The 24,083-nt window shown below is 62.2% G+C and carries 19 protein-coding genes; 6 read left to right on the top strand and 13 right to left on the bottom strand.

From position 1 onward, the window contains the following. Positions 1–11 precede the first annotated feature (11 nt). On the top strand, positions 12–2,168 hold the full coding sequence (locus tag QWE_RS17355; RefSeq protein ID WP_100220934.1) for a molybdopterin-containing oxidoreductase family protein: 2,157 nt from the start codon (positions 12–14) through the stop codon (positions 2,166–2,168). Between the two features lies 1 nt (position 2,169). Further along, complete coding sequence (locus tag QWE_RS17360) at positions 2,170–2,763, top strand: NUDIX domain-containing protein (protein WP_006727473.1); 594 nt, start codon at positions 2,170–2,172, stop codon at positions 2,761–2,763. Here the strand turns inward: QWE_RS17360 and QWE_RS17365 are convergent, their stop codons facing one another. From QWE_RS17365 to purM, 4 genes are all read right to left on the bottom strand, one after another. Then, positions 2,764–4,617, bottom strand: coding sequence for an ABC transporter ATP-binding protein (locus QWE_RS17365; RefSeq protein WP_006727474.1), 1,854 nt, complete (start codon positions 4,615–4,617; stop codon positions 2,764–2,766). Between the two features lie 147 nt (positions 4,618–4,764). Next, positions 4,765–5,706, bottom strand: coding sequence for an omptin family outer membrane protease (locus QWE_RS17370; protein WP_006727475.1), 942 nt, complete (start codon positions 5,704–5,706; stop codon positions 4,765–4,767). A 93-nt stretch (positions 5,707–5,799) separates the two neighbouring features. After that, positions 5,800–6,456: a phosphoribosylglycinamide formyltransferase gene (purN, locus tag QWE_RS17375; protein WP_006727476.1), complete on the bottom strand. Its 657-nt coding sequence runs from the start codon at positions 6,454–6,456 to the stop codon at positions 5,800–5,802. Beyond that, entirely contained in the window at positions 6,453–7,526 is a 1,074-nt protein-coding gene (gene purM, locus QWE_RS17380; protein WP_006727477.1) for a phosphoribosylformylglycinamidine cyclo-ligase, read from the bottom strand. The genes purN and purM overlap by 4 nt, the downstream gene beginning before the upstream one ends. 238 nt (positions 7,527–7,764) lie before the next feature. Between purM and QWE_RS17385 the strand changes: the two genes are divergently transcribed. The 4 genes from QWE_RS17385 to ppx are packed head-to-tail and all read left to right on the top strand — an operon-like array spanning position 7,765 to position 13,420. Beyond that, positions 7,765–8,919, top strand: a complete 1,155-nt coding sequence (locus tag QWE_RS17385) for an AI-2E family transporter (protein ID WP_006727478.1) — start codon at positions 7,765–7,767, stop codon at positions 8,917–8,919. Next, the gene (gene hdaA / locus QWE_RS17390) at positions 8,920–9,654 is read left to right on the top strand and encodes a DnaA regulatory inactivator HdaA (protein WP_006727479.1); all 735 of its coding nucleotides are present in this window, start codon (positions 8,920–8,922) and stop codon (positions 9,652–9,654) included. 40 nt (positions 9,655–9,694) lie between these two features. Further along, positions 9,695–11,887 carry an RNA degradosome polyphosphate kinase gene (locus QWE_RS17395; protein WP_006727480.1) on the top strand — a complete coding sequence of 731 codons (2,193 nt, stop codon included), beginning with the start codon at positions 9,695–9,697 and terminating at the stop codon, positions 11,885–11,887. Between the two features lie 12 nt (positions 11,888–11,899). Beyond that, positions 11,900–13,420: an exopolyphosphatase gene (ppx, locus tag QWE_RS17400; RefSeq protein ID WP_006727481.1), complete on the top strand. Its 1,521-nt coding sequence runs from the start codon at positions 11,900–11,902 to the stop codon at positions 13,418–13,420. Between the two features lie 68 nt (positions 13,421–13,488). Here ppx and QWE_RS17405 read toward each other — a convergent pair whose 3' ends face one another. The 9 genes from QWE_RS17405 to QWE_RS17445 all read right to left on the bottom strand — a co-directional run bounded on the left by QWE_RS17405 (position 13,489) and on the right by QWE_RS17445 (position 24,030). Then, a complete protein-coding gene (locus QWE_RS17405) occupies positions 13,489–14,847 on the bottom strand; it encodes an esterase-like activity of phytase family protein (RefSeq protein WP_006727482.1) in 1,359 nt (452 codons plus the stop codon). A gap of 108 nt (positions 14,848–14,955) precedes the next feature. Next, the gene (gene lhpI / locus QWE_RS17410) at positions 14,956–16,641 is read right to left on the bottom strand and encodes a cis-3-hydroxy-L-proline dehydratase (RefSeq protein WP_006727483.1); all 1,686 of its coding nucleotides are present in this window, start codon (positions 16,639–16,641) and stop codon (positions 14,956–14,958) included. Next, positions 16,641–17,648, bottom strand: coding sequence for a DUF2891 domain-containing protein (locus QWE_RS17415; RefSeq protein ID WP_006727484.1), 1,008 nt, complete (start codon positions 17,646–17,648; stop codon positions 16,641–16,643). Before QWE_RS17415 ends, lhpI begins: the two co-directional genes overlap by 1 nt. Next, complete coding sequence (locus tag QWE_RS17420) at positions 17,645–18,622, bottom strand: small ribosomal subunit Rsm22 family protein (RefSeq protein WP_006727485.1); 978 nt, start codon at positions 18,620–18,622, stop codon at positions 17,645–17,647. Before QWE_RS17420 ends, QWE_RS17415 begins: the two co-directional genes overlap by 4 nt. 9 nt (positions 18,623–18,631) lie before the next feature. Beyond that, positions 18,632–19,129 (bottom strand): GNAT family N-acetyltransferase, encoded by a 498-nt coding sequence (locus QWE_RS17425; protein WP_006727486.1) that lies wholly within the window; start codon positions 19,127–19,129, stop codon positions 18,632–18,634. A gap of 3 nt (positions 19,130–19,132) precedes the next feature. Next, positions 19,133–20,278, bottom strand: a complete 1,146-nt coding sequence (gene rnd, locus QWE_RS17430; RefSeq protein ID WP_006727487.1) for a ribonuclease D — start codon at positions 20,276–20,278, stop codon at positions 19,133–19,135. A gap of 116 nt (positions 20,279–20,394) precedes the next feature. Beyond that, on the bottom strand, positions 20,395–21,282 hold the full coding sequence (locus QWE_RS17435) for an MBL fold metallo-hydrolase (protein ID WP_006727488.1): 888 nt from the start codon (positions 21,280–21,282) through the stop codon (positions 20,395–20,397). 1 nt (position 21,283) lies between these two features. Next, positions 21,284–22,651: a multicopper oxidase family protein gene (locus QWE_RS17440; protein ID WP_006727489.1), complete on the bottom strand. Its 1,368-nt coding sequence runs from the start codon at positions 22,649–22,651 to the stop codon at positions 21,284–21,286. 140 nt (positions 22,652–22,791) lie between these two features. Continuing rightward, positions 22,792–24,030: an MFS transporter gene (locus tag QWE_RS17445; protein WP_006727490.1), complete on the bottom strand. Its 1,239-nt coding sequence runs from the start codon at positions 24,028–24,030 to the stop codon at positions 22,792–22,794. Positions 24,031–24,083: the final 53 nt, after the last annotated feature.

The raw sequence follows: 24,083 nt of genomic DNA on the forward strand, positions 1-24,083 counted from the left end.
GATTTATTTGAATGGGGCTTTTGAGCGTCCCGGCCATGGCCTATAACGGCCCCATGAACATCCAGAGCCCCATCCGAAACCGGTCGCTTGGTCATACGGCCTGTCCGCATGACTGTCCATCCACCTGCGCGCTTGACGTCGAACTGACCGAGGACGGCCGCATCGGTCGGATGCGCGGGGCAACGGAGAACAGCTATACTGCTGGCGTCATCTGCGCCAAGGTCGCGCGTTATGCCGAGCGGCTTTACCATCCCGACCGCCTGATGAAGCCGGTGCGCAGGGCAGGGGCCAAGGGTGCGGGTCAGTGGCAGGATGTCACCTGGGAAGCCGCCCTCGACGAGATCGCCGACGCCTTCGTCAAGGCCGAGCAGCGCCATGGCTCGGAAGCGGTCTGGCCCTATTTCTACGCCGGCACCATGGGCCTCGTTCAGCGCGATTCGATCGAGCGCCTGCGCCACGCGAAGAAATATTCCGGCTTCTTCGGCACGATCTGCACCAACATGGCCTGGACCGGCTATGTCATGGGAACCGGCACGCTGCGCGGCCCGGACCCGCGCGAGATGGCCATCTCCGATTGTGTGGTGATCTGGGGCACCAATGCGGTGGCGACCCAGGTCAACGTCATGACCCATGCGATCAAGGCTCGGAAAGATCGTGGCGCGAAGATCGTCGTCGTTGATATCTATGACAATCCGACAATGAAGCAGGCCGACATGGCCTTGATCCTGAAGCCGGGTACGGATGCGGCCCTTGCCTGCGCCACCATGCATGTCGCTTTCCGTGACGGCTATGCCGACCGAGACTACATGGCAAAATTCGCTGATGATCCTGCAGGACTGGAAGCGCATTTGAAAGACAAGACGCCGGAATGGGCCGCTGGCATCACCGGCCTCTCCGTCGAAGAGATCGAGGCCTTCGCCCGCCATGTCGGCGAGACGAAAAAGACCTATTTCCGCCTTGGCTACGGCTTCACCCGCAGCCGCAATGGTGCCGTCTCGATGCATGCGGCCCTGTCGCTCGCGACCGTGCTCGGCTCATGGCAATACGAGGGCGGCGGAGCCTTCCATTCGAACAGCGACATCTTCCAGCTCAATAAGGCCGAACTGATGGGCACGGCCATGGTCGACCCTGAGATCCGCATGCTCGACCAGTCGCAGATCGGTCGCGTTTTGACCGGTGATGCCGAGGCACTGCGCCATCGCGGCCCCGTCGATGCGCTCCTCATCCAGAACACGAATCCGGTGAATGTCGCGCCCGAACAGCGGCTGGTGAAACAAGGCTTCCTGCGCAACGACCTTTTCGTTGCCGTGCATGAGCAGTTCATGACCGAGACGGCTGATATCGCCGACATCGTCCTGCCTGCCACCATGTTCGTCGAACACGACGACATCTATCGCGGCGGCGGCCAGAGCCATATCCTGCTCGGGCCGAAGCTCGTCGATGCGCCGCCCTTGGTGCGCACCAATCTCTTCGTCATCGAGGAACTGGCGAAACGCCTCGGCGTCGCCGACCGTCCCGGCTTCGGCAAGACCGAGCGCGAGCATATCGAGCGCATGCTCTATGTCAGCGGCAAGCCGGATTTCGATACGCTGATCGAGGACAAGTGGCTCGACTGCCAGCCGGCCTTCGACGACGCGCATTACCTGAACGGCTTTGCCCATCCGGACGGCAAGTTCCGCTTCAAGCCGGATTGGGAAGGAACGCCAGCCCCGAACAAGCCGCCGGCAAAGCTCGGCTCGCTCGGCCCGGTCAAATCCCTGCCGGTCTATCCCGATCAGGTCGACCTGATCGAGGTGGCCGATGCCGAGCATCCCTTCCGGCTCGCGACTTCGCCTGCGCGCAACTTCCTGAACTCCACCTTCGCCGAGACCAAGACTTCGCGCGACAAGGAAGGCCGCCCCGAGGTCATGGTCAATCCGTCGGATGCCCTGAGCCTCGATCTGATGGATGGTGATGTTGTCCAACTTGGCAATGTCAGGGGCGAACTGCGCATCCATGCGAAGATCACCGACGCCGTGAAGCCGGGCGTTCTGGTGGCCGAAGGGCTGTGGCCCAACAAGTCCCATCTCGATGGCGAGGGCATCAATGTCCTGACCGGTGCCGATCCGGCAGCCCCGCATGGCGGCGCCGCCTTCCACGACAACAAGGTCTGGATGAGAAAAGCCTGACATGAGCATATTCGACAAGGCCCGGATCGCGATCCTGGAAGACAAGACGCTGTGGAAGGGCTGGAGCCATCTGCGTGGCATCACCTTCGATTTCTTCCGCGAGGGCAGGGCGCCGCATCGGCTCTCCTGGGAGGTCTTCGATCGCCGCCATGCCGCTGCGATCCTTCTGCACAACATCGAGCGTGACACCGTCACGCTGGTTCGCCAGCTGCGCATCGCAGCTCACTTGAGCGGTGAATATCCCTATCTGCTCGAGGTCCCCGCGGGTTTCATCGACGATGGCGAAACGGCGATGCAGGCGGCCCTGCGCGAAGCGCTGGAAGAGACCGGTTATGAAATCGCAAAGGCGACACCGGCCTTCGCCGCTTTCATGTCCCCGGGCTCCGTCACCGAAAAGCTCCACGGCTTCTACAGTCCCGTGACGGATGCGGATCGCATTGCGACGGGCGGCGGGCTCGAGGACGAACAGGAGGACCTCGAAGTGATCGAGCTTCCCTTCGCCGAGGCCCTGGATATGGTCGAAGCCGGTGAGATCATCGACGCCAAGACGATCATGCTCCTGCAATGGGCGGCGTTGCGACGCGTCGGATCCTGATCAATCCGCAAGCGAGGCGATGTAGCCACCGGTCTGTCTTGCCCATAATCGACTGTAGAGGCCATCTGATTGCAACAGGTCGTCCGGTCGCCCTTGCTCGACGATCTGGCCCTTGTCCAAAACGATGATGCGGTCCATACGGGCAATCGTTGAGAGGCGATGAGCAATGGCAATCACCGTCTTGCCCTGCATCAGCAGGTCAAGCTTCTCCTGAATGGTCGCTTCGGCCTCGCTGTCGAGCGCCGAGGTTGCTTCGTCGAGCACCAGAATGGGCGCATCTTTCAGAAGCGCTCTGGCAATCGCGACCCTCTGCCTTTGCCCGCCCGACAATCGCACACCTCTGTCACCCACAAAGGCCTCCCGTCCGGTCCGGCCATCGCCGTCCTTCAGGTCCGCAATGAATTCGGCGGCGCTTGCGGCCTCGATGGCTGCGATCACCTCCGCTTCGGAGGCCTCGGGACGTCCGTACAGGATATTATCACCAATGGAGCGGTGCAGAAGCGAGACGTCTTGCGTGATGAAGCCGATGCTCTGTCGTAGGCTCGATTGCGTCACCTGGGCGACATCCTGGCCATCGATCAGGATACGGCCGCCATCGACGTCGAACAGGCGCAAGAGAAGGCTTGCCAGTGTCGTCTTGCCAGCGCCGGACAGGCCGACAAGCCCAACCTTCTCATGTGGCCTGATATCGAGGGAAAGATCCTGCAGGACGGGTGATCCATCCCGGTATCCGAAGCGCACCTTCTCGAAGCGGATCTCACCATCGCTGACGGCAAGGGGCCGGGCATGGGGTGCGTCGACGACCTTGGGTGCGTTGGTCATCACCGGCATCGCATCGCGGATCGTGCCGACCGCCTCGAAGACTTGCTGGCCCATGTTGAGGAAGCCGCGCGAATTGGCCGACAGACGCTGAGTGAGCGTGATTGCAGCGACGAACTCCCCGATCGATACGAAGTTCTCGACCATGCCCCATACGCTGATGCCGAAGACAGCGAGAAATAACAGGACATTCAGCGTGATGACGCCCATGTCAGAGAGGATGCCAACCCGGCGCTCGTCGTACTGAGCCCGCATCGACTTGCCGATTGCCTCGCGCAATGCGCCAGCTTCACTGTCTTCGGCGGCAAAAAGCTTGACCGTCTGGATGTTGCTGTAGAGATCGGTCATCGAGCCGACCAGCCGGCTCCGGGTCTTCGCCGCCTTCCGGCCGGTTTCGGAAAATTTCGGGATCGCCTGCCACGCCACGAGAACATTGCCCGCGATCCAGATGGCGACCGGGATTGCCAGTGGCCAGGACAGCGTGATCATCAGCGCGAAACTTCCGATGAGTTGCACCAGAAAATGCGGGAAGATCCAGATCGCCACGGCGAGTTGCTGTTTGACCGATGAGGCGACCTGGGCGATCCGGGTCGCCACCTGACCGGCAAAGAGATCGTGAAAGAATGCGAGGTCCTGGCGCTCGACCGCCTTGTGCCCATGCCATTGGATGAGAGAGGGCAGGGCGACGCTCACCACATGCGAACCCAGCGCGTTGCAGAGAAAGGTCATCAACGGCGAGATCGGAAAGAACAGGACGAGGAAGATCACCAGTGCCGTCTGGTGCTCGCGCAGATACGCTGCGGCGCCGCCGGTCGACACGCCATCAACCAGATGGGAGACGCCCCAGATGACGGCGAGGTTGGAAAGCTCGATGGCGGCACTGAGGACCAGAATCGAAATCAGCGACCACGGCGCATACCTGCCGAAATGATAGAGCAGGCGAAAGGGACCGCCATCGGGTATCGGCTGGAAGGAAACGTCGAGAGGCCGCAAAAGACTTTCGAACGGGCGAAAAAGGCGGTCGGAAAGTGACATCTGAAACACTGCGCTGCGAGGATCAATAGGCCGAAAAAGCAATCGCAGGCAGTAAACCACGAGTCTGTGGCATCAAAAAGTTGTTAGATCCTGTCGCTTCCGGCCGCAGTGTTCGGAAGCCACCATTCGGTGAAAGGGTCTCCCGACCTAGAACGTCCCTTTCAAGCCGGCCGTCACCGTGATCGACTGGTAGTCGGCCGCGCCGCCATCGTCGAAGCTCGCGCTTGCGCCGTTCACGGTGCTGCGCACATGGGCGTCGCCGCGTGTCTCGAAGATTTTCTGGAAATCGCCACCGAGATAAACGGCTGTCGATGGCAGCAGCTGATAATCGGCCGTCACCGTTGCACCAATCATCGGCGCGACATCCATTTCGTCCGTGAAGCGAAGGTAGCGGAGCCAGTGGTCGTCCACGCCCTTGTAAGCGATGGCAGCGCCACCGCGCAGCGTGCCCGACAAGGTGAAGGCGCCGATTTTCTGCTCGGCATTGGCGCTGAGGAACACGGTTGGAATGCGCTGCTCGTAGGAAATGCCCTTCAACCCGTCGGCGAAATTGCCGACCGTGTCATGCAGTGTCGTATCGCTATAGATGTAGCTGCCGCCGCGGGCCGTCCATTTGACATTGGTGTAGCCGATGCCGCCGCCGAGGCCGAGGCGGGTGGCACCCGTATCGACGAGCGCTCTTTCGGCTTCGAGGAGCACATTGATGTAGCGGTCGAGCGCGGTATCCGGATGCAGGGACTGGTGGGTCCAGCCGGAATAGGAGGTGCTCAGCCAGTCGCGGTCTTCCATGTAGCCGTCGCCGCCGAGGCCCACGTCAAACCGGCCCTTGAGCTTCCAGGCATAGCCGATATCGACGTCGCCACCGAGCGTGCCGGTCACGACGCCCTTGCTCTCCCAGTCGAGCTGGCTGATTTTGCGGTCGCCGCTATAGACATATTCGCCGGCCTTGATGTTGGCCATCCCGACGCCGGCATAGTAGCGCACTGAGCCGGCGGTCGAGCCGCCATAGGCATCCTGGCCGGAGGCCTGTGAGGCGAGCAAAAGCGCGCCGCCGACAAAGAGAACGGGATTGATCTGGGACTTGAACATGAGCTGACCGTATCGATTGAATAATCGTCACGGTTGCATGGTTATGGTTAAGGGATTGCTACCTTGCGCCGGCTTCTGAACCCTCAGCGGGTGTCAGGCGCTGATCAGCCTTGCCGCTGGATCTGTCTTGGACGCGAGCCTTTCGACGCTGCCATTGGCGCGCATGGAGACGCTGCCGGAAGCAACCAGCTTCAGTGCCGCCGCATAGGTCTGGTGCTCGACCGTCAGCACGCGTGCGGCGAGCGTCTCGGCAGTGTCGTCGATCAGGATCGGCACGACCGATTGCGCGATAACAGGGCCTTCATCCATGCCTTCGGTGACGAAATGCACGGTGCAGCCCGCGACCTTCATGCCGGCCTCGATCGCCCGCTGATGGGTGTGCAGGCCCGGGAAGAGCGGCAGAAGGGAAGGGTGGATGTTGAGGATCCGGCCTTCATGCGGGCGAATGAAGTCGCCCGAGAGCAGGCGCATGTAACCGGCAAGGCAGATCAGGTCGGGGCCGATCTCGGCAAGTGCGGCGAGGATCGCCGCCTCGTGTTCCGCCTTCGAACCATAGGCCTTGCGCGGGAAGACGTGTGTCGGAATGCCGAGAGCTTGCGCCTTGGCAATGCCGCCGGCCTCCGGCTTGTCGGAGAAGACGGCGACGATCTCGGCCGGATAGTCGGCCGCTTCGCATGCTTTCGCAAGCGCCAGCATGTTCGACCCGCCGCCGGAAATGAAGGCGACGACGCGTTTGCGGCCGATGCTCATAGGGCGAGCGTACCCTTGTAGGTGACGCCATGCGCACCTTCTTCGCGGGCGATCATGCGGCCGAGACGGGCGACGGTTTCACCTTCGGCTTCGAGGGCCTTGGTGACCTCGTCGACCTTGTCGGCGGAAACGACGACGATCATGCCGATGCCGCAGTTGAAGGTGCGCAGCATCTCGTTCTGGGCAACACCACCGGTCTTGGCGAGCCAGGAGAAGACAGCCGGAACCTGGAAGGAGGAGAGATCGATCTCGGCGGCCAGATGCTGCGGCAGCACGCGCGGGATGTTCTCCGGGAAGCCGCCGCCGGTGATATGGGCAAGCGCCTTCAGCGACTTGGTTTCCTTGATCGCCTTCAGGAGCGGCTTCACATAGATACGGGTTGGGGTCAGCAGGGCTGCACCGAGCGACTGTCCCTCAGCGAAGGGGGCGGGGGCATCCCAGGCAAGGCCCGAGACTTCAACGATCTTGCGCACCAGCGAAAAGCCGTTGGAATGCACGCCCGAGGAGGAAAGGCCGAGGATTACGTCACCTTCGGCAATGTCGCCTGCCGGCAAGAGTTCGCCGCGCTCGGCGGCACCCACGGCAAAGCCAGCGAGGTCATAGTCGCCCTTGGAATACATGCCGGGCATTTCGGCGGTCTCGCCGCCGATCAGCGCACAGCCAGCCTCGCGGCAACCGGCAGCGATGCCTTGGACGATCGCTGCACCCTGATCCGGGTCCAGCTTGCCGGTGGCGAAGTAGTCGAGAAAGAGCAGGGGTTCGGCGCCCTGGACCACGAGATCGTTGACGCACATGGCCACCAGGTCGATGCCGACGGTGTCATGGATATCGGCGTCGATCGCGATCTTCAGCTTGGTCCCGACGCCGTCGTTTGCCGCAACGAGGATCGGATCCTTGAAGCCTGCAGCCTTGAGGTCGAACAGGCCGCCGAAGCCGCCGATCTCGCCGTCCGCACCGGGGCGGCGTGTCGACTTCACGGCCGGCTTGATCTTCTCGACCATCAGGTTGCCCGCGTCGATGTCGACGCCCGCATCGCTATAGGTCAACCCGTTCTTGCCAGCCTGGCTCATGCCTGCCTCCGATCCTGCGAGAATTTGGGCTGGCCATGGCATGAAGAGCCCTCGGATGCAAGCAGAGAGCCGTGGAAGTGCACGATTTCCCGGGCATTCTCGGCCTCCATCGACACTTGTGCTCCAGGATCGGGTGGGAGTTCTTGACCAAGGCTTCTGCGGTAACCTATCTCCTACTGTGGCGCCGCAGCATGGTTTGCGGGCCAGCGCAGGGCTCGAACTTCCAACGGAGACGGACATGGCTCGCTATATCAGTGCAATCGGCCTGCGCCGCCAGGTTCTGTTCTGGCTGGTGACGCTGGCGATTTTCGTCGGCTTCCTGATGCTGTTCTCGTCCGTCTTGCTGCCCTTCATTGCCGGCATGGCGCTCGCCTATTTCCTCGATCCCGTTGCCGACCGGCTGGAGCGTATCGGCTTGAGCCGACTGATGGCGACGGTTGTCATCCTCGTCTCCTTCGTCGTTGTCTTCGTGCTCTCCCTGATGATCATCATTCCTGTGCTCGCCAGCCAGCTCAATGAATTCATCCAGCGCGTGCCGAGCTATATCACGCAGTTGCAGACCTTCATCGCGACCTCGAATGCCTCTTGGTTGCCGGATTGGGTCGATGGCCAGATGGGCACGATCCAGGAGAACTTCTCCCGTTATTTGAGCGAAGGCGTCGGCTTCCTCGGCACGCTCGTTGAGCAGATCTGGAATTCCGGCAAGGCGCTGCTCGACATCGCCTCGCTGCTGGTGGTGACACCGGTTGTTGCCTTTTACCTGCTGCTCGACTGGGACCGCATGATCGAGAAGGTGGACAGCTGGGTGCCTCGCAACCAGCTTGGTACAGTGCGCCAGCTCGCCACCGAACTCGACAACACGATTGCGGGCTTCGTGCGCGGTCAGGGCTCTCTCTGCCTGATCCTCGGTATTTTCTACGCGATTGCGCTCTCGGCCGCCGGGCTGAATTTCGGCCTGCTGATCGGCTTCTTTACCGGCATGATCAGTTTCATCCCCTATGTCGGGTCGACCGTCGGCCTGCTCCTGTCGCTCGGCGTGGCACTTGTGCAGTTCTGGCCGGATTTCATCTGGATCGGGGTGATTGCCGGCATCTTCTTCCTCGGGCAGTTCATCGAGGGCAACATCCTGCAGCCGAAACTTGTCGGCAAAAGCGTCGGCCTGCATCCGGTCTGGCTGATGTTCGCGCTTTTTGCCTTCGGTGCTCTCTTTGGCTTCGTCGGTGTCCTCGTGGCGGTGCCCGCGGCCGCGGCCGTCGGCGTGCTTGTTCGCTTCGCGATCTCGCGTTATCTTGACAGCGATCTCTATTACGGAACCACGGTCGTCATCACGCCGCCTTCCCAGCCCGTTGGCGAGATCGCATCCCCCAGCTCCAGAGACGTGCCCGAGGCATGAATGACTGACGCCAAGATGGCTCCCGAAAAACGGGGAGCCGCCGAACAATTGCCGCTCGCCTTCGAGCATGGTGCTGCAAGCGGCCGTGACGATCTCCTGGTTTCCGAACGCATGGCCGCGGCGGTTTCTATTGTCGATGCGTGGCCCGACTGGCCGTCGCCGGTGGTGATCTTGACCGGGCCGGAAGGCTCTGGCAAATCCCACCTTGCCCAGATCTTTCGCGACACCAGCGGCGCGACCGATATCGTGCTGCAAAACGGTGAGGGCGCCTCGCAAGCCGCCGCCGTCGGCCCGGTGCTCTTCGAGGATGCCGATCGAAGGGGCTTTGACGAGGTCGAGCTCTTCCATGTCATCAATGCGGTCCGCCAGCACGGCACGACGCTGCTGATCACCTCCCGCAGCTTTCCGCCGTCCTGGAATGTCGCACTTCCGGATCTCAATTCGCGTCTAAAGGCGGCCACGGTCGTGGAAATCGGAGCGCCGGATGAAGAGCTGCTCGGCCAGCTGATCACCAAGCTCTTCGCCGACCGGCAGCTTTACATCGATGACAAGATTGTCGGCTATATCGTCAGCCGCATGGAGCGTTCCTTCTCGGCCGCCCAGGTGGTCGTCGATCGCATGGACAAGCTGGCACTGGCACGCCGAGCCAAGATCAGCCGCAGCCTGGCTGCGGAGGTTCTGGAAACGCTGGAGGCGGCAGACGCCCAGGAGGAGTCGTCACAGATCTGTCGTTAAACTGTTATAATCGGCACCAACGATAACCAAGGGGCGAATCATGGACAGCGCAGTACACGGCACAGATGGCGAAACCGGTCTGGAGGTGGCGCCGGCCGAGGACCTGCTGACCAGCCCGCTGCGCTTCATCAATCGCGAATTCTCCTGGCTGCAGTTCAACCGGCGCGTCCTCGAGGAAACCCTCAATACCGCCCATCCGCTGCTGGAGCGTATTCGCTTCCTGTCGATCTCTGCGGCGAACCTGGACGAGTTCTTCATGGTCCGCGTCGCCGGTCTCGAAGGGCAGGTGCGGCAGGGCATCGTCGTCAAGAGTCCCGACGGTAAGACGCCGGCCGAGCAGCTCGACGACATCCTGAAGGAAATCGACAACCTGCAGATGGAGCAGCAGGCTTCGTTGGCAGTCCTGCAGCAGTATCTCGCTCAGGAGGAAATCCTCATCGTCCGCCCGGCGGCGCTATCCGAGGCTGACAGGGGCTGGCTCGAAACGACTTTCGAGGAAGCGATCTTCCCGGTTCTCACCCCGCTTTCGATCGATCCGGCGCATCCATTCCCGTTTATCCCGAACCTCGGCTTCTCGATGGGGCTTCAGCTCTGCTCGAGCCGCACCGGCGAGCCGATGACGGCATTGCTGCGTTTGCCGCCGACGCTCGACCGCTTCATCCGCCTGCCAGACGAAGGTGTCACGATCCGTTACATTACGCTCGAAGACGTGGTCGGCCTCTTCATCAACCGGCTTTACCCGGGCTATGAGGTGAAAGGTTTCGGCACCTTCCGCATTATCAGAGATAGCGATATCGAAGTCGAAGAAGAAGCCGAGGATCTCGTTCGCTTCTTCGAGACTGCGCTCAAGCGCCGCCGCCGTGGCTCGGTCATCCGCATCGAGGTCGACTCGGAGATGCCGGTTGCTCTGCGCCAGTTCGTCGTTCACGAACTCGGTGTCGCTGACAATCGCGTCGCCGTTCTCCCCGGCCTGCTTGCGCTGAATACGATCTCGGAAATCACCAAGGCACCCCGCGACGATCTGCGCTTCGAGCAGTATAATGCCCGGTTCCCCGAGCGGGTCCGCGAACATGCGGGCGACTGCCTCGCCGCGATCCGCGAAAAGGACATGATCGTCCATCATCCCTATGAGAGCTTCGATGTCGTCGTGCAGTTCCTGCTGCAGGCTGCGCGCGACCCCGATGTTCTCGCGATCAAGCAGACCCTCTACCGCACCTCGAACGACAGCCCGATCGTCCGCGCCCTGATCGATGCGGCGGACGCCGGCAAGTCGGTGACGGCGCTTGTCGAACTCAAGGCGCGCTTCGACGAGGAAGCGAATATCCGCTGGGCCCGCGACCTCGAGCGCGCCGGCGTCCAGGTCGTCTTTGGCTTCATCGAGTTGAAGACCCACGCCAAGATGTCCATGGTCGTGCGGCGCGAAGACGGCAAGCTCCGGACCTACTGCCATCTGGGCACGGGCAACTATCACCCGGTGACAGCGAAGATCTATACGGACCTTTCCTTCTTCACCTGCAATCCGAAGATTGCCCACGACATGGCGAATGTCTTCAACTTCATCACCGGCTATGGCGAGCCTGAAGAGGGCATGAAGCTTGCCGTCTCGCCCTACACGTTGCGTCCGCGCATTCTCAAGCACATCCACGAGGAAATCGCGCATGCCAAGGCCGGTCGCCCGGCGCAGATCTGGATGAAGATGAACTCGCTCGTCGACCCCGAGATCATCGATGCGCTTTATGCGGCAAGCGGCGCTGGCGTCGAGATCGATCTGGTCATCCGGGGCATCTGCTGCCTGCGGCCGCGCGTGCCGGGTCTCTCGGACAACATCCGGGTCAAATCGATCGTCGGTCGCTTCCTCGAGCACAGCCGGATCTTCTGTTTCGGCAATGGTCATCGACTGCCGTCGGAAAAGGCGCTGGTCTATATCGGCTCCGCCGACATGATGCCGCGCAATCTCGATCGCCGCGTCGAGACCCTGGTGCCGCTCATCAACCCGACTGTGCATGAGCAGGTCCTGTCCCAGATCATGCTGGGCAACCTGATTGACAATCAACAGAGCTACGAGATATTGGCCGATGGAACGTCACGCCGCATCGAGGTGCGACAGGGTGAGGAACCTTTCAACGCCCAGCACTATTTCATGACCAATCCGAGCCTTTCGGGGCGCGGAGAAGCATTGAAATCAAGCGCACCGAAACTGATCGCCGGCCTGATTTCCGGCAGGAAACGATAAAACTGGTACCTCATGACAAGATCTGAAGCGCAGGGGCGCCTTCCCGGTATCGCCCCTGTCTCCGTTGTCGACATCGGCTCCAACTCGATCCGCCTGGTGATCTATGAGGGGCTGTCGCGCGCGCCGACGGTGCTCTTCAACGAAAAGGTTCTCTGCGGCCTCGGCAAGGGTGTCGCCACGACCGGCCGGATGGATGAGGACGGCGTCGAACGGGCGCTCGTAGCCCTGCGCCGCTTCCGGGCGCTGTCCAATCAGGCTCAGGCGACGCGCATGTATGTGCTGGCGACGGCTGCCGCCCGCGAAGCCTCCAACGGACCGGACTTCATCCGCCGTGCCGAAGAAATCCTTGGCCACGAAATCCAGGTGCTGACCGGCGAGGAAGAGGCAAAATACTCCGCACTCGGTGTTGTCAGCGGCTTTCACGATGCCGACGGCATAGCCGGCGACCTTGGCGGCGGATCTCTGGAACTTATCGATATCAAGGGTAAAGGCTTCGGCAAGGGTGTCACGCTGCCGCTCGGCGGTCTGCGCCTGTCGGAAAGCGTTGACGGCTCCTTGCCCAAGGCCCGTGCGCTCGCCAGGAAGCTGGTGGGTGACGTTTCCCTTCTCAAGAAAGGGCAGGGACGCACCTTTTATGCCGTGGGCGGCACCTGGCGCAACATCGCCAAACTGCACATGGAAATCCGCAAATACCCGCTGCACATGATGCAGGGCTACGAACTGCCATGCGACGAGATTACCTTCTTCCTGGAGGAGATCATCTCCGGCGCCAACAGCCGCGATCCGGCCTGGTCGACCATCTCCAAGAGCCGCCGTAACCTGATCCCCTTCGGCGCCGTCGCCATGCGCGAAGTGATCGAGATCATGCAGCCGAAAAGCGTCTGCTTCTCGGCACAAGGTGTGCGTGAGGGCTACCTCTTTTCGCTGCTTCTCGATGAAGAACAGTTGCTCGATCCGCTGATCGAGGCCGCCGACGAACTGGCGATCCTGCGTGCCCGCTCTCCGGAACATGCGCGCGAACTGGCCGACTGGACGGGCCGAATGATGCCCTTCTTCGACATCGAAGAGACTGAAGAGGAAAGCCGCTATCGCCAGGCCGCGTGCCTGCTCGCCGATATCAGCTGGCGTGCCCATCCCGATTACCGCGGGCTGCAGGCGCTGAACGTGATTGCCCACTCCTCCTTCGTCGGCATCACCCATCCGGGCCGCGCCTTCATTGCGCTCACCAACTACTATCGCTTCGAAGGCCTGCATGACGACGGTCAGACGGGACCGCTCGCGGCCATCGCCACCGAGCGCCTGCTCGACCGGGCAAAGCTCGTCGGCGGCATGCTGCGCGTCGTCTATCTCTTCTCGGCCTCGATGCCGGGCGTCGTCAACAACCTGACCTTCCGCCGTTCCGACAATCCCGAACTCGACCTCGAATTCGTCGTACCCAAGTCCTACGAAGAATTTTCAGGCGAACGGCTGGACGGGCGCCTGATGCAGCTCTCCAAGCTGACCGGCAAGCGTCTGGCGTTTGTGTACGAATAATTCGCAGCAAATAGCAGAGCAAAAAAAGAGCGGGCCGAAGCCCGCTCTCCTCATTTCAGGCACCGCGCTTATTTTGCGGCGAGGAAATCGCCCACTTCGAGCAGGACGAATTCGTTGTCGTCGGCCTTGTCGAGCGCGCGGCCCGCCGAGAAGGGCAGGTTGTTGTCATTGCCGACAACGATGTGGGTCGCATCGATGATGTCGACATTTTCGATGGTGACGAAGGGCATGTCGTAGAAGCCTTCGCCGCCACCCTGGCGCTTCTTGTTGTCGGGATCTTCGATCTTCATCAGGTCGATGTAGCCGATCTTGCGCACCGCCTTGCCGGCGTTTTCTTCCGTCATCTCGATCTTGTAGATCCGCTTGTGCTTGGCCGGAACGGCAAAGCAGTCGGCAGCCGGTGCTTTTGGATCGGCACAGGCTTGTGTCTCCACGCCCGCACCATTGTCGCGTTCGATGACGAGCGCCGTCGTGTCGTCGATCATGTTGAAATCGCCGATCGCCTCGCCGCCTTCAGCCAGCGGATAGAGCCAGGTCTTCCCCGTCCAGGACTTGGAGGCAGCATCGAGCTCGATGATGCGCAGGGCCGTCAGGCCGTCGGCCTTTTCCACCGAGCCGTCTTCGAGGTAGAGCGGTCCTTCCAGCATGGCATAGAGTTTCGAGCCATCCTTGGAGATGGCGAGACCTTCGTAGCCGCCGGAGCGTCTGAGGTTGAAGACCGGCATCTTCGCGGCCGGATTGGCGGGCACGACGAGCGTCGGATTGTCGGGCGACTTCACCTCGATCTCGCCGGCCTTGGTGGCGATGACGTCGGTCAGCACGCCCTCGGTCGAAAACTTCAGCATATAGGGGCCGAATTCTTCGCCGACCCAGAAACCATCGGCAACCGGCTGGATCGATTCGAGGTCGAAATCGGCGCCGGTCAGGTAACGCTTATCCGAGGCTTCCATCGCGATCGGGAAGGGGGCTTTCTTCTCGGGATCAGAAAGGAAGAGCGTCTTCTCGACATTCACCGCGCCGGCATCCCAATCGAAGGTCAGCTGATGCAGCATCAGCATGGCATCGCTCGAATTGTTCTTCGAACCGAAGCCGTTGTCGGACAGGCTCCAGAACGTACCGTCTTCCATGCGCTTGATGCCAGAGAAACCCTGCAGTGGCTGGCCATCGAAGGGCAGCGAAAGACCTGTCGGTCGCACGCCGTCCTTGCCAGGGACGCTGCCGAGCGCATCCGCACGCTTGCGGTCTGCGGTGGTGAACTTGCCCGAGGTCTTGAGATAATCAGGTGCGTCGGCAGGGGCTGCGATGATCGTGTTCGCCGGCAGGATGGCGTGATTGACGAGCTTGGCCGGGAAGACCTTCTCCTCGGCCGAGGCCTGGGAGACGAAGAGAACGAAGAGGGCGGCGGAAGTCAAAAGGGCTTTGGTCATAGCGTCACCTTGTTGGAAGGGAGGAAACGCCGCTGTCCTTAAGGAGCCTTCATGTCGCACCTGTTGCCGTTGGGTGAAGTTTCCATGACGTCACCCGTTACCCACAGGCTAGCCGAGCCAAGCAGGCAGGTGGCCCCGGTCTTCCCCGATCACGGCCGTCTCCACACAGGCGGCCAGACTGCCGAAGCGCATGGTCCGCCCGGTGAGGCCCGGGCCGTAATGGGCATACTTGCCGGAATTGGTCATGATGACCTCGGCATCGACCGGAATGATCGGCTCGGTCACCATGCACCAGCAGGTGTCGTTGACGAGGGTGACGCCGAAGGCGATGAGATCAGCCACATGGCCCGCCGCTTCCGCCTTGGCCATCTCGGAACGCCCGCAGGTGACGACGAGAGGCACCTTCGGGTGACGGGTCTTTCCTCGACAGAGCGCCGCGAGGGCGGCCAGCTCGGTGGCTGAGAAATGCGGATTGCCGAGCGAGACCAGTTGCACTGCACCCGCATCCGCGCCGTTTAGCTCGCGCCAAGCCCGCTGAAGGTCGTCCTGGGTGAGTGCAATCGTCGGCAGGTTGAGGGCTGCAAAGGCCGTGGGATCAAGTGCTTCCGGCGTGACGCCGGCGATATGAAACATCGGTGCCGCCGAGGTGGTGGCAAACGCTGCCCCGAAGGCCTTGAGGGCATCGGTGTCAGGGCGATGCCCCGACACCCCCTCGACCAGCGGAATAGCATCGGGCGAGATTGTCCCGATCAGATAACCGAGCAGTGGCCAGAGGCTGTCATCGACGCCCTCAAGCGGCGGCACGGTGACCTTCATCTGCGGGGCGCGCTCCTCCGGCAGATGACAGCCCGCCTTGGGAGCCCGTCCCGTCAGCGCAATCGCGATGTCGAGATAGTCGGGGTATTTCATCGTCCGGGCGCCAAGCACGCTATTGGCATAGACGACGGCATTCGATTCCGCCCAGACGATCTGCTCGTCGCGCGCGGGCCGGTCATCGAGCAGATAGGGCGCGCAGGTGAAGGTCGGCTGAGCCCCCATCGCCACATAGGCATCGGCCACTGCGGAGGCCGGGCGCCCGAGATCTTCCGAGACACCCTGCGCCTGCCAGCGCCGGTGATCGACCGAAATCGCATTCAGCGTCGTCGGCACCACGACGCGACCGCCGAGATCGCGGAGCTTCTCGGCAAAGGCGAGTCCGCCAGGGCCGGTATAGATGCAGCCGTCGATATGGGCGCGGGTGATGTCGATAAGTTCCGTCGCGCCCTCGAGCGCCGCCATCCTGAGCACGATCCGCATGGCAACGGCAGCCGCTTCGCCCCGCTCGCCGGCGAGAATGGCCTGGTCCTGGTCCGTCAGTGCGATGTCCGAACCGATGCCCGCAACGGCATCGCTGATCCGGATGCGCTTGGCTGTCTTTAATGCGGCGAATGCTTGCTTGCCGACCGCAATCACCGGAATCGTTCGCCCGAACACCTCCTCGGCTACGATGACGCCGAGCGTGATGATCGCCTCGGGATTTTCGAGCACGATCGCGGCGGGACCTTGTCCGTTGAGGATCAGTTCGAGGATGACGCCGCTGCCGGTGCAGGAGCCTCGGCTCGTGGGCAGTACCAGCACGCGGCCCGTCAGCCGCTCGCCGCTCAACGGATGATGCCGGTCGATGATCTCGCCGGTCACGGCGTCCGCACCGCCCCAGAAGCTGAGCGCCGTATCGGTGAACAAGACCTCGCCCTCGGCCGAGCCCGAAACCAGCACGCGGCCCCTAATGTCGGCGGTGTCATGGAGGCTGCTCATCATTCCGTCTCCGTAAGCGCCAGGACCGCAAAACTCGCCAGCCAGTGTTCGCCCATATAGTCGCCAGCCACATGCGCGATCCCGGCTTCGAGATGCCCATGCGCGGCCTCGATCATCACAGGTCGGCGCGGGTCCGTGACCGGCAGGGTGCCCGCCAGACAGGCCCAGCACCACGCGCGACTGAGGCTCAGGCCATCGAGATGGGCAATCTTCCCATCCGAGCGATCGGAAACGGCGGCAGGCGCAAACAACGTGCGCGGCTTGCTGGCTGCGATGTCAGGCAGGAAGGCATCGAACCAGCGGGCGAACTCGGACGCCGGCATAAGCCGGTGCATGCATTCTGCTTCGATCAACGCTGGTGACAGGAAGTCGTCGCCCGAAGGCTCGCCCCAGGCGGGGCATGCGGTGTCAGTTCCGTACCAGCGCAGAGCCGTGGCGCGCAGCAGTTCGAAGAGGATGTCGTCTCCGACGGTGTCGGCATAGTCGGCGGCGAGCCTCAGCGCAAAGGCTGTGTTGTAATGCGTGCCCACCCGTACCGGATAGGTGGCAAGCGGCAGGAAGTCGCGAAAACGCTGGACGATACGCTCCGTCAGCGGCGACAGCGCTGCGCCCCAGGACGGGTCCTCGTGGCCGTGCAATTCGGCGGCAAGCTTCAGCAACCAGCCCCAGCCATAGGGCCGCTCGTAGCCGCGCGCCATGGGCCGGTCGAAATAGGCACATTCGCCGGCGATCCTGTCGGGCACCAGCATCGTTGAAAAGAGATCACGGATCGCCGGCGCTTCCGGCATGTCGGGATGAAGCCGCAGCAGGCGCGCCAGCATCCAGTAGCCATGCACGCAGGAATGCCAGTCGTAGCTACCGTAAAAGACCGGATGAAGCTCGGATGGCGTCTTCGCATCCTCAGGCCCTTCGAGCCCATGAAGGATATGATTGGGATATTCGCGGGTGACATGCCCGAGCGCGATCGCAGCAAAGCGAGAGGCAAACTCGGATGTCAGCGGCGTCATCCTATATCTCCCAAGTCCAGCCGGTCGCCCCAGTCGGCGCGGCGGACCTCCTTGAAGGCGTCGCCATCGCGTTTGCTGAGCGTCAACTCGGCAGCCGTGCCATCGGTGCGACAGAGCTTGACCCGCCCGACACCACCATTGACGCGCGGCGGAGACAGCACCCGGTCACCGACGAGGGCAACAGGCTCGCGTGAGGCGGCGATGAAGATGTATTTCTCGTCCTCCCACGGCACCTCGGCGCCCTTGGCCAGCCGATGCACCCGCGAGCGCGCCACACGACGGGAGAAGTGGCACCAGTCGGGTGCCACGATCGGACAGTTTTCCGAATGCATGCAGGGCGCCACGAGATGCGCCCCGAGGGATCGCAGTCTGTCGCGAACCGCAAGAATGCGCTGCCAGCCGGCCGGCGTGCCAGGCTCGATGACGACGAGCATGCCTTTGGTCAGATCCCAGAGCTTTTCCGTGACGGTTCCGATGGTTGCCGGCTGCAGCTCGTCCAGGACATAGGCGAGCGTCACGAGGTCGGCTGGCCCAAGCGCCGGGATCTTGGCCGTCACATCACCGGCCTGCCAGTGGCTTTTCACGCTGCCGGAGGCGGCGAGTTTTTCGCCGACGCTGCGGATCGCCCCGCTCGCTTCCACCATCTCGGCAGATGCCAGACTGCCCCAGGTATCGGCGGCGGCCCAGAGTGCTGTGCCGGGGCCGCAGCCAAGATCGATCAGCGTCTCCGGCTGAAAGTCCGGTGCCGCATCCTCGACCATGGCAAGCGCTGCGCGAACGGCGGCAAAGGTGGCGGGCAGGCGGGTCGCGAGATAGGCCTTGGCGGCCAGCGCATCATCAATGTGAAACCGCCCGTCACGCACTTCGCGCCGATAGCGATCCGAGAGAATGGCGCTCGCCTTGGCGAGCCGTTCCAGCGGTTCGCCCTGGAGCATCTGGTCGACGGCGGAGCGGAGAGGGGCTGGAAGTTCCATGGGGTGCCCTCAGCCGCGCCGCGCCGCCCATTCGGGGCGGAGGATGGACATCAGGAGGAAATCTGAGCGGCTGCCATCCGGCAGAAGCGCTGCCTCCCGCAGTACGCCTTCCTGGATGAAGCCGACTTTGCGATAGACGGTCTGCGCTCTCAAGTTGCCGCTCACCACGTCGAGCCAGAGGCGATGGGCATTGGTTTCGAGAAAGGCGAAGTCCACGGCACCGGCGAGTAGCGGTCTGCCGACACCCTTTTCCGGACTCGACACCGCGATGCGCTTGACACAGGCATTGCCGTCGCGCCGGTTGAGATCCATCTGGATGACGAAGCCCAGCGCAGAACCCCCGGCATTCTCGCCGATCAGATACGCAAATGCCGGGTCCGCCAGATGCGCCCTGTGTTCGTCCAGACTGTAGCGCCCGATGAACTGGTCATAGCCCGGCTTGCGCTCGGTCTCCATGATGAACGGGATATCGGCCTCGGTCGCACGGCGCAGCCTAAGCGCCGTCACGGATCAGAACTCCACCGCTTCGACGCGCTTGTCGACGAAGCGCAGGCCGACACCGCCGGAGATCAGCTTCAGGGCGAGATCGCCGAACAGCTCCTTGCGCCAGCCCTGGAGGGCTGCCACTTCGGCCTTTTCGCCTTCGGCCGCAATTTTTTCCAGATCATCGCTGTTGGCGATGACCTTGGAGGCAACTCCATGCTTTTCCGAGGTGAGGCGCAGCAGAACCTTCAAAAGTTCGACGGCCGATTGCGTGCCTTCGGGCGCATGGGCGTGGCGCTGCAGATGCGGCATTTCCGACTTTGGCAGTGCAAGGGCCGTATTCACCTGCTCGATGATGGCGGCGCCTGAAGACGAGCGTTCCCAGCCTTTCGGGATGGTACGAAGGCGTCCGAGCGCCTCCACGTCCTTCGGCTGCTGCTGGGCGATCTCATAGATCGCATCGTCCTTCAGCACACGCGAGCGCGGCACGTTGCGGGCGCGCGCCTCGCGCTCACGCCAGGCGGCGACATATTGCATGACGGCGAGTTCGGTCGGCTTGCGCAGCCGCATCTTCAGCCGCTGCCAGGCATGTTCCGGCGGCAGGTCATAGGTTTCGCGGGATTCGAGGATCGCCATTTCCTCGGTCAGCCATTCCGCCCGACCTTCCGCTTCCAGCTGACCCTTCAGCTTCAGATAAACGTCGCGCAGATGGGTGACATCGGCGAGCGCATAATCGAGCTGCTTTTCGGACAGCGGGCGGCGACTCCAGTCGGTGAAGCGCGAGGTCTTGTCGATATGGACGTTCTTCACCTTCTGCACGAGCTGGTCGTAGGAGACAGAATCACCGAAGCCGCAGACCATGGCCGCAACCTGCGTATCGAAGATCGGATGCGGCAGAAGATCGCCGAGATGGAAGATGATTTCGATGTCCTGCCGGGCCGCATGGAAGACCTTCACGACGGCAGAATTGGCCATCAGCTCGAAGAAGGGCTTGAGGTCGAGCCCTTTGGCCATGGGATCGACAATGTATTCATGCTCCGGGCTCGCCATCTGGATGAGGCAAAGTTCCGGCCAGAAGGTCGTTTCGCGGAGAAATTCCGTGTCGATCGTGATGAAATCGGATTGGGCGAGGAGGCGGCAAGCCTCTTCGAGCGCAGCAGTGGTATCGATCATTTCGGCTCGGTCATGGAAACTACAGGATCAACCTTAGTTTCCCTTCTGGCCTTCCTTGTCAATATGAACGACTTGGAAAGCAGCCGGCAGAGGGCGATCCCGGGCGGATGTCCCCCTTATTCGTCGGGTTTGGCGCCCCTGAGCGCCGCGATGTTCTGTCTATGGACGGCTTCGTAGGGCGCAAAGTAGGTGAGCGTACCGGCGGCGAGTTCGGGCGCGACGAAGTCCTTCAGGCTCTGGTTTTCGAGATCGGGTTCACCCAGCCGGGAGAGAAGCCGCGCGAGATAGTCGCGCGTGGCGGTCACCAGCGACGGCGGATAACCGCCGGACGCGATTATCTGCTCGTCGCCGTGATTGGGCAGAATGCGGGAGAACTCGAGACCGGCCAGCCGGTCGAGCTCGGCGATGTGGAAGGCGGTGTTATCGGGCTCCGAGATATAGGTGACGGTATCTTCCAGCGTGTCACCGGCCAGCAGCACGCCGAGATGCGGCAAGAGAAGAACGGTGCCGTCGGCGCTGTGAATGTTGAACTGCATCAGCTTTACGGTAATGTCGCCGACCTGAAGCACCGTCTCGCCCTCGAAGGTCTCCGTCGGCATGACCACGGGGTTGATCGGCGGATCCTTCTCCGCAAGCACCTTGCGCTTTTCGATCAGCGTGTTGCGCGTCAGCTTGTTCGAGATGATCGGGCAGTCGATGAAGCCCGCATTGCCCGCGACATGATCCGTATGCCAGTGGCTGAGCACAACACGGATGCTCGTGACGCCAAGGCTGGAAAGATGGCTGCGGATCGCGCGCGCATGCTCGAAGGAGATATGCGTGTCATAGACGAGCGCCTCTTTCCCCGAAACGATCGCATAGCTTGCAACGCCGAGACTGTAGGCGCCATCATCGAGCCAGTTCGGCCTTTCCGAATGCAGACGTTTGCCGAGGATGCGCCCGTCATAATAGGCGAAGAGCCCGGGATAAGGCTCGTGGATCCGCATCGTCTCGGCAAGGCTCATGTCATGTCACTTTGAAATAGCCGGTCATGCCGGTCTTCTGGTGTTCGATGATGTGGCAATGAAACACCCAATCACCCGGATTGTCGGCCACCAGCGCAAGCTGGACCTTTTCGTCCGGCAGCACAAGGTAGGTATCCGAGACGAGCGGCTGGACTTCTCGCTTGTTCGAAGAGATCGCTTTGAAGTTCATGCCATGCAGATGGATCGGATGCGCATGCGGCGTGACGTTCTCGACATTGAGCAGATAGGTCCGGCCCAGCTTGAGTTCCGCAATTGGCGCGGTCGGATCGGGCGTGTCGCCCGGGTAGGGCACCTTGTTGATCGCCCAGAAAGAATAGCCGATCGAGCCGCAGATCGAATCGCGGGCCGCACTTTCGGCCGTGGCGCTGAGAAGCAGCGGGATTTCCGTCGCGTTTGAGAGATCGGCGTCCACGCCCGCTTTTTCAGCAAGCGGCCCGAGATCGCCGAGATTGCGTTTCAGCGATGAGCCGACGGCGCGCAGCCGCGCCACCACCTTCGGCGTCGAGGGCCTGATGTCCTCCAGCACCATCTCCGCACCTTCGCTGTCGGCGATACGAACAGCGAGATCCAGTCGCTGGCCGGGCGAGACGACGGCCATGTCGAGCGTCAAACGTTCCGGCACCGGATGTCCGTCGATAGCGATGATCTGCGCCTTGGCGCCGGCGAGCTTGAGATTGTAGATGCGGGTCACATCCGCCGCGAGAATGCGGACACGGATAAGGCCGCCGGCCGGAACTTCATAAACCGGTTCGGGTTGCCAGTTGGCGGTCCTGAGCGTGCCGAAGGTCCCGGTCTTCGCCGCATCGCGCGGCTTGAACTGCTCGATGAACTGGCTGTCGCCGCCGAGCCGGAAATCTCGGAGATTCAGCACCACCTCGCCATCGAAGACTGGGTCCCTGTCATCCTCGACCACCAGCACGCCAGCAAGCCCGCGACCCATCTGCGTCAGCGTGTTGCAATGCGGGTGATACCAGAAGGTGCCGGCATCCGGCGGCGAAAAGGCGTAATCGAAGCGGTCGCCGGTATAGACGTAAGGCTGGGTGACGAAGGGCACGCCGTCCTGGTCGTTCGGCAGGCGGATGCCGTGCCAGTGGATAGTCGTCGGCTCGTCGAGCCGGTTGATCAGCCGCGCCTTGAAGGCTTCGCCGCGTCTGGCGCGCAGGATGGGTGGCGAGGGATCTGTCGATGTCTGTCCAGAGAGCGCATAACGCATCACCCCACGCGTCGCCTGCTTGCCGTCGAGCAGCACATCGCCCGTCAGCGCCTCGACCTCGACGGGGTCGGTGGCGGCCAACGCCTGGCTAAGACGCGGCATCACCGCAAGGCCGGTGCCGTAGGCGCTGAGCACGGCGGCAGATTTAAGAAGGGTGCGGCGGGAACAAAGATCACGGTCGAAACCCTCGCTGGTCGTCCCGTTTTTTAAAGTTGAGATGATCGATCAGCAATAGCGTCATCCGGCCATGCTGTCGCAGGCAAGGCTATCCTGTCTCAGCCGCCATCCTTCTCGTTTGGCGGCGTGGCAAGCTTGCTGAAGAATGTCGAGGTGCGCAGCAGGCTGCGGAAACGCATGCGCCGCTTTTCAGTCGGCACGGCATCGCGCGCCCGGATGCGAGCGAGTGTATAGGCGGCAAAGAAGGTCAATACGACGATCACATAGGCAAACAGCGCATGCGGCCCGAAGACCTCCATCAGGAAGGAGGCGATCAGCGGGCCGACGACTGCGCCGATCGACCAGAAGAACAGGGTTCCTGCCGAGACCAGCGCATGCTGACCCGGTGCCGCATGGTCATTGGCATGCGCCGAACACAGCGAATAAAGCGGCAGGGCAAAGGCCCCGAAGCCGAAAATGCCGATGAAGTTCGCAAGCTCCCCATCGCCTGCCAGAAAGGCGAGGAAGACCGAGGCAAGCAGCGCGCCGATCGTCGAGACAAGAATGATGACGCGACGGTCCAGTTTGTCGGAGTAATGGCCAAGCGGATATTGCAGCACGATGCCGGCAAAGATGCCGATGCTCATGAAGGTCGCGATCGCCGTCACCGACATGCCGATGCCATCGGCATAGATCGGCCCGAGCGAGCGGAAGCTCGAATTTGTGAGCCCGATGACGATGCAGCCGACGGTCGCGAGCGGCGAGACGGACCACAAGACCTTGATGTCGAACTTGACGTCCTTCGGCGGCGCGGGGCTCGACTTGTCGGCAAACGAGATCGGCACGAGGGATAGCGAGAGCGCCATGGCGATGATGGCAAAGAGATCGAAGCCGGAGACCCCGAAGAGCGGGATCATGTACTGCGCTGCCGTCACCGAGCCGAGATCGACGAAGCGGTAGACGGAGAGCGTGCGTGCCCGGGTGGCATTGGTGACGCGGGCGTTGAGCCAGCTTTCGACGACGGCAAACAGGCCGGCAAAGCAGATGCCCTGCACGAGGCGCATCAGGAACCAGGAGATCGGGTCGATCACCAGCACCATCATGATTGAGGCGGCAGATGCGATGGCGGCGAGCGCCGAGAAGGCGCGGATATGGCCGATCGCCCGCATGACCTTGGTGATGTAGACGCAGCCGATCACGAAGCCGAGGAAATAGCCCGTGCCGACCATACCGATGACCGAGGTGCTGAAACCTTCCTCGATGCCGCGCAGCGCGATGAAGGTGCCCTGCAGCCCGTTGCCGCCGATCAGGATGCCGGCGGTGATGAGGAGGGGAATGAGAGGGCGGATATCATGCATGATGGGCCTGCAGGCCACGGCGAGGGGTCGGTGAGTCGGTGCCGCGGCGGGTC

This window comes from Agrobacterium albertimagni AOL15, assembly GCF_000300855.1.
Taxonomy (GTDB): Bacteria; Pseudomonadota; Alphaproteobacteria; order Rhizobiales; family Rhizobiaceae; genus Allorhizobium; species Allorhizobium albertimagni.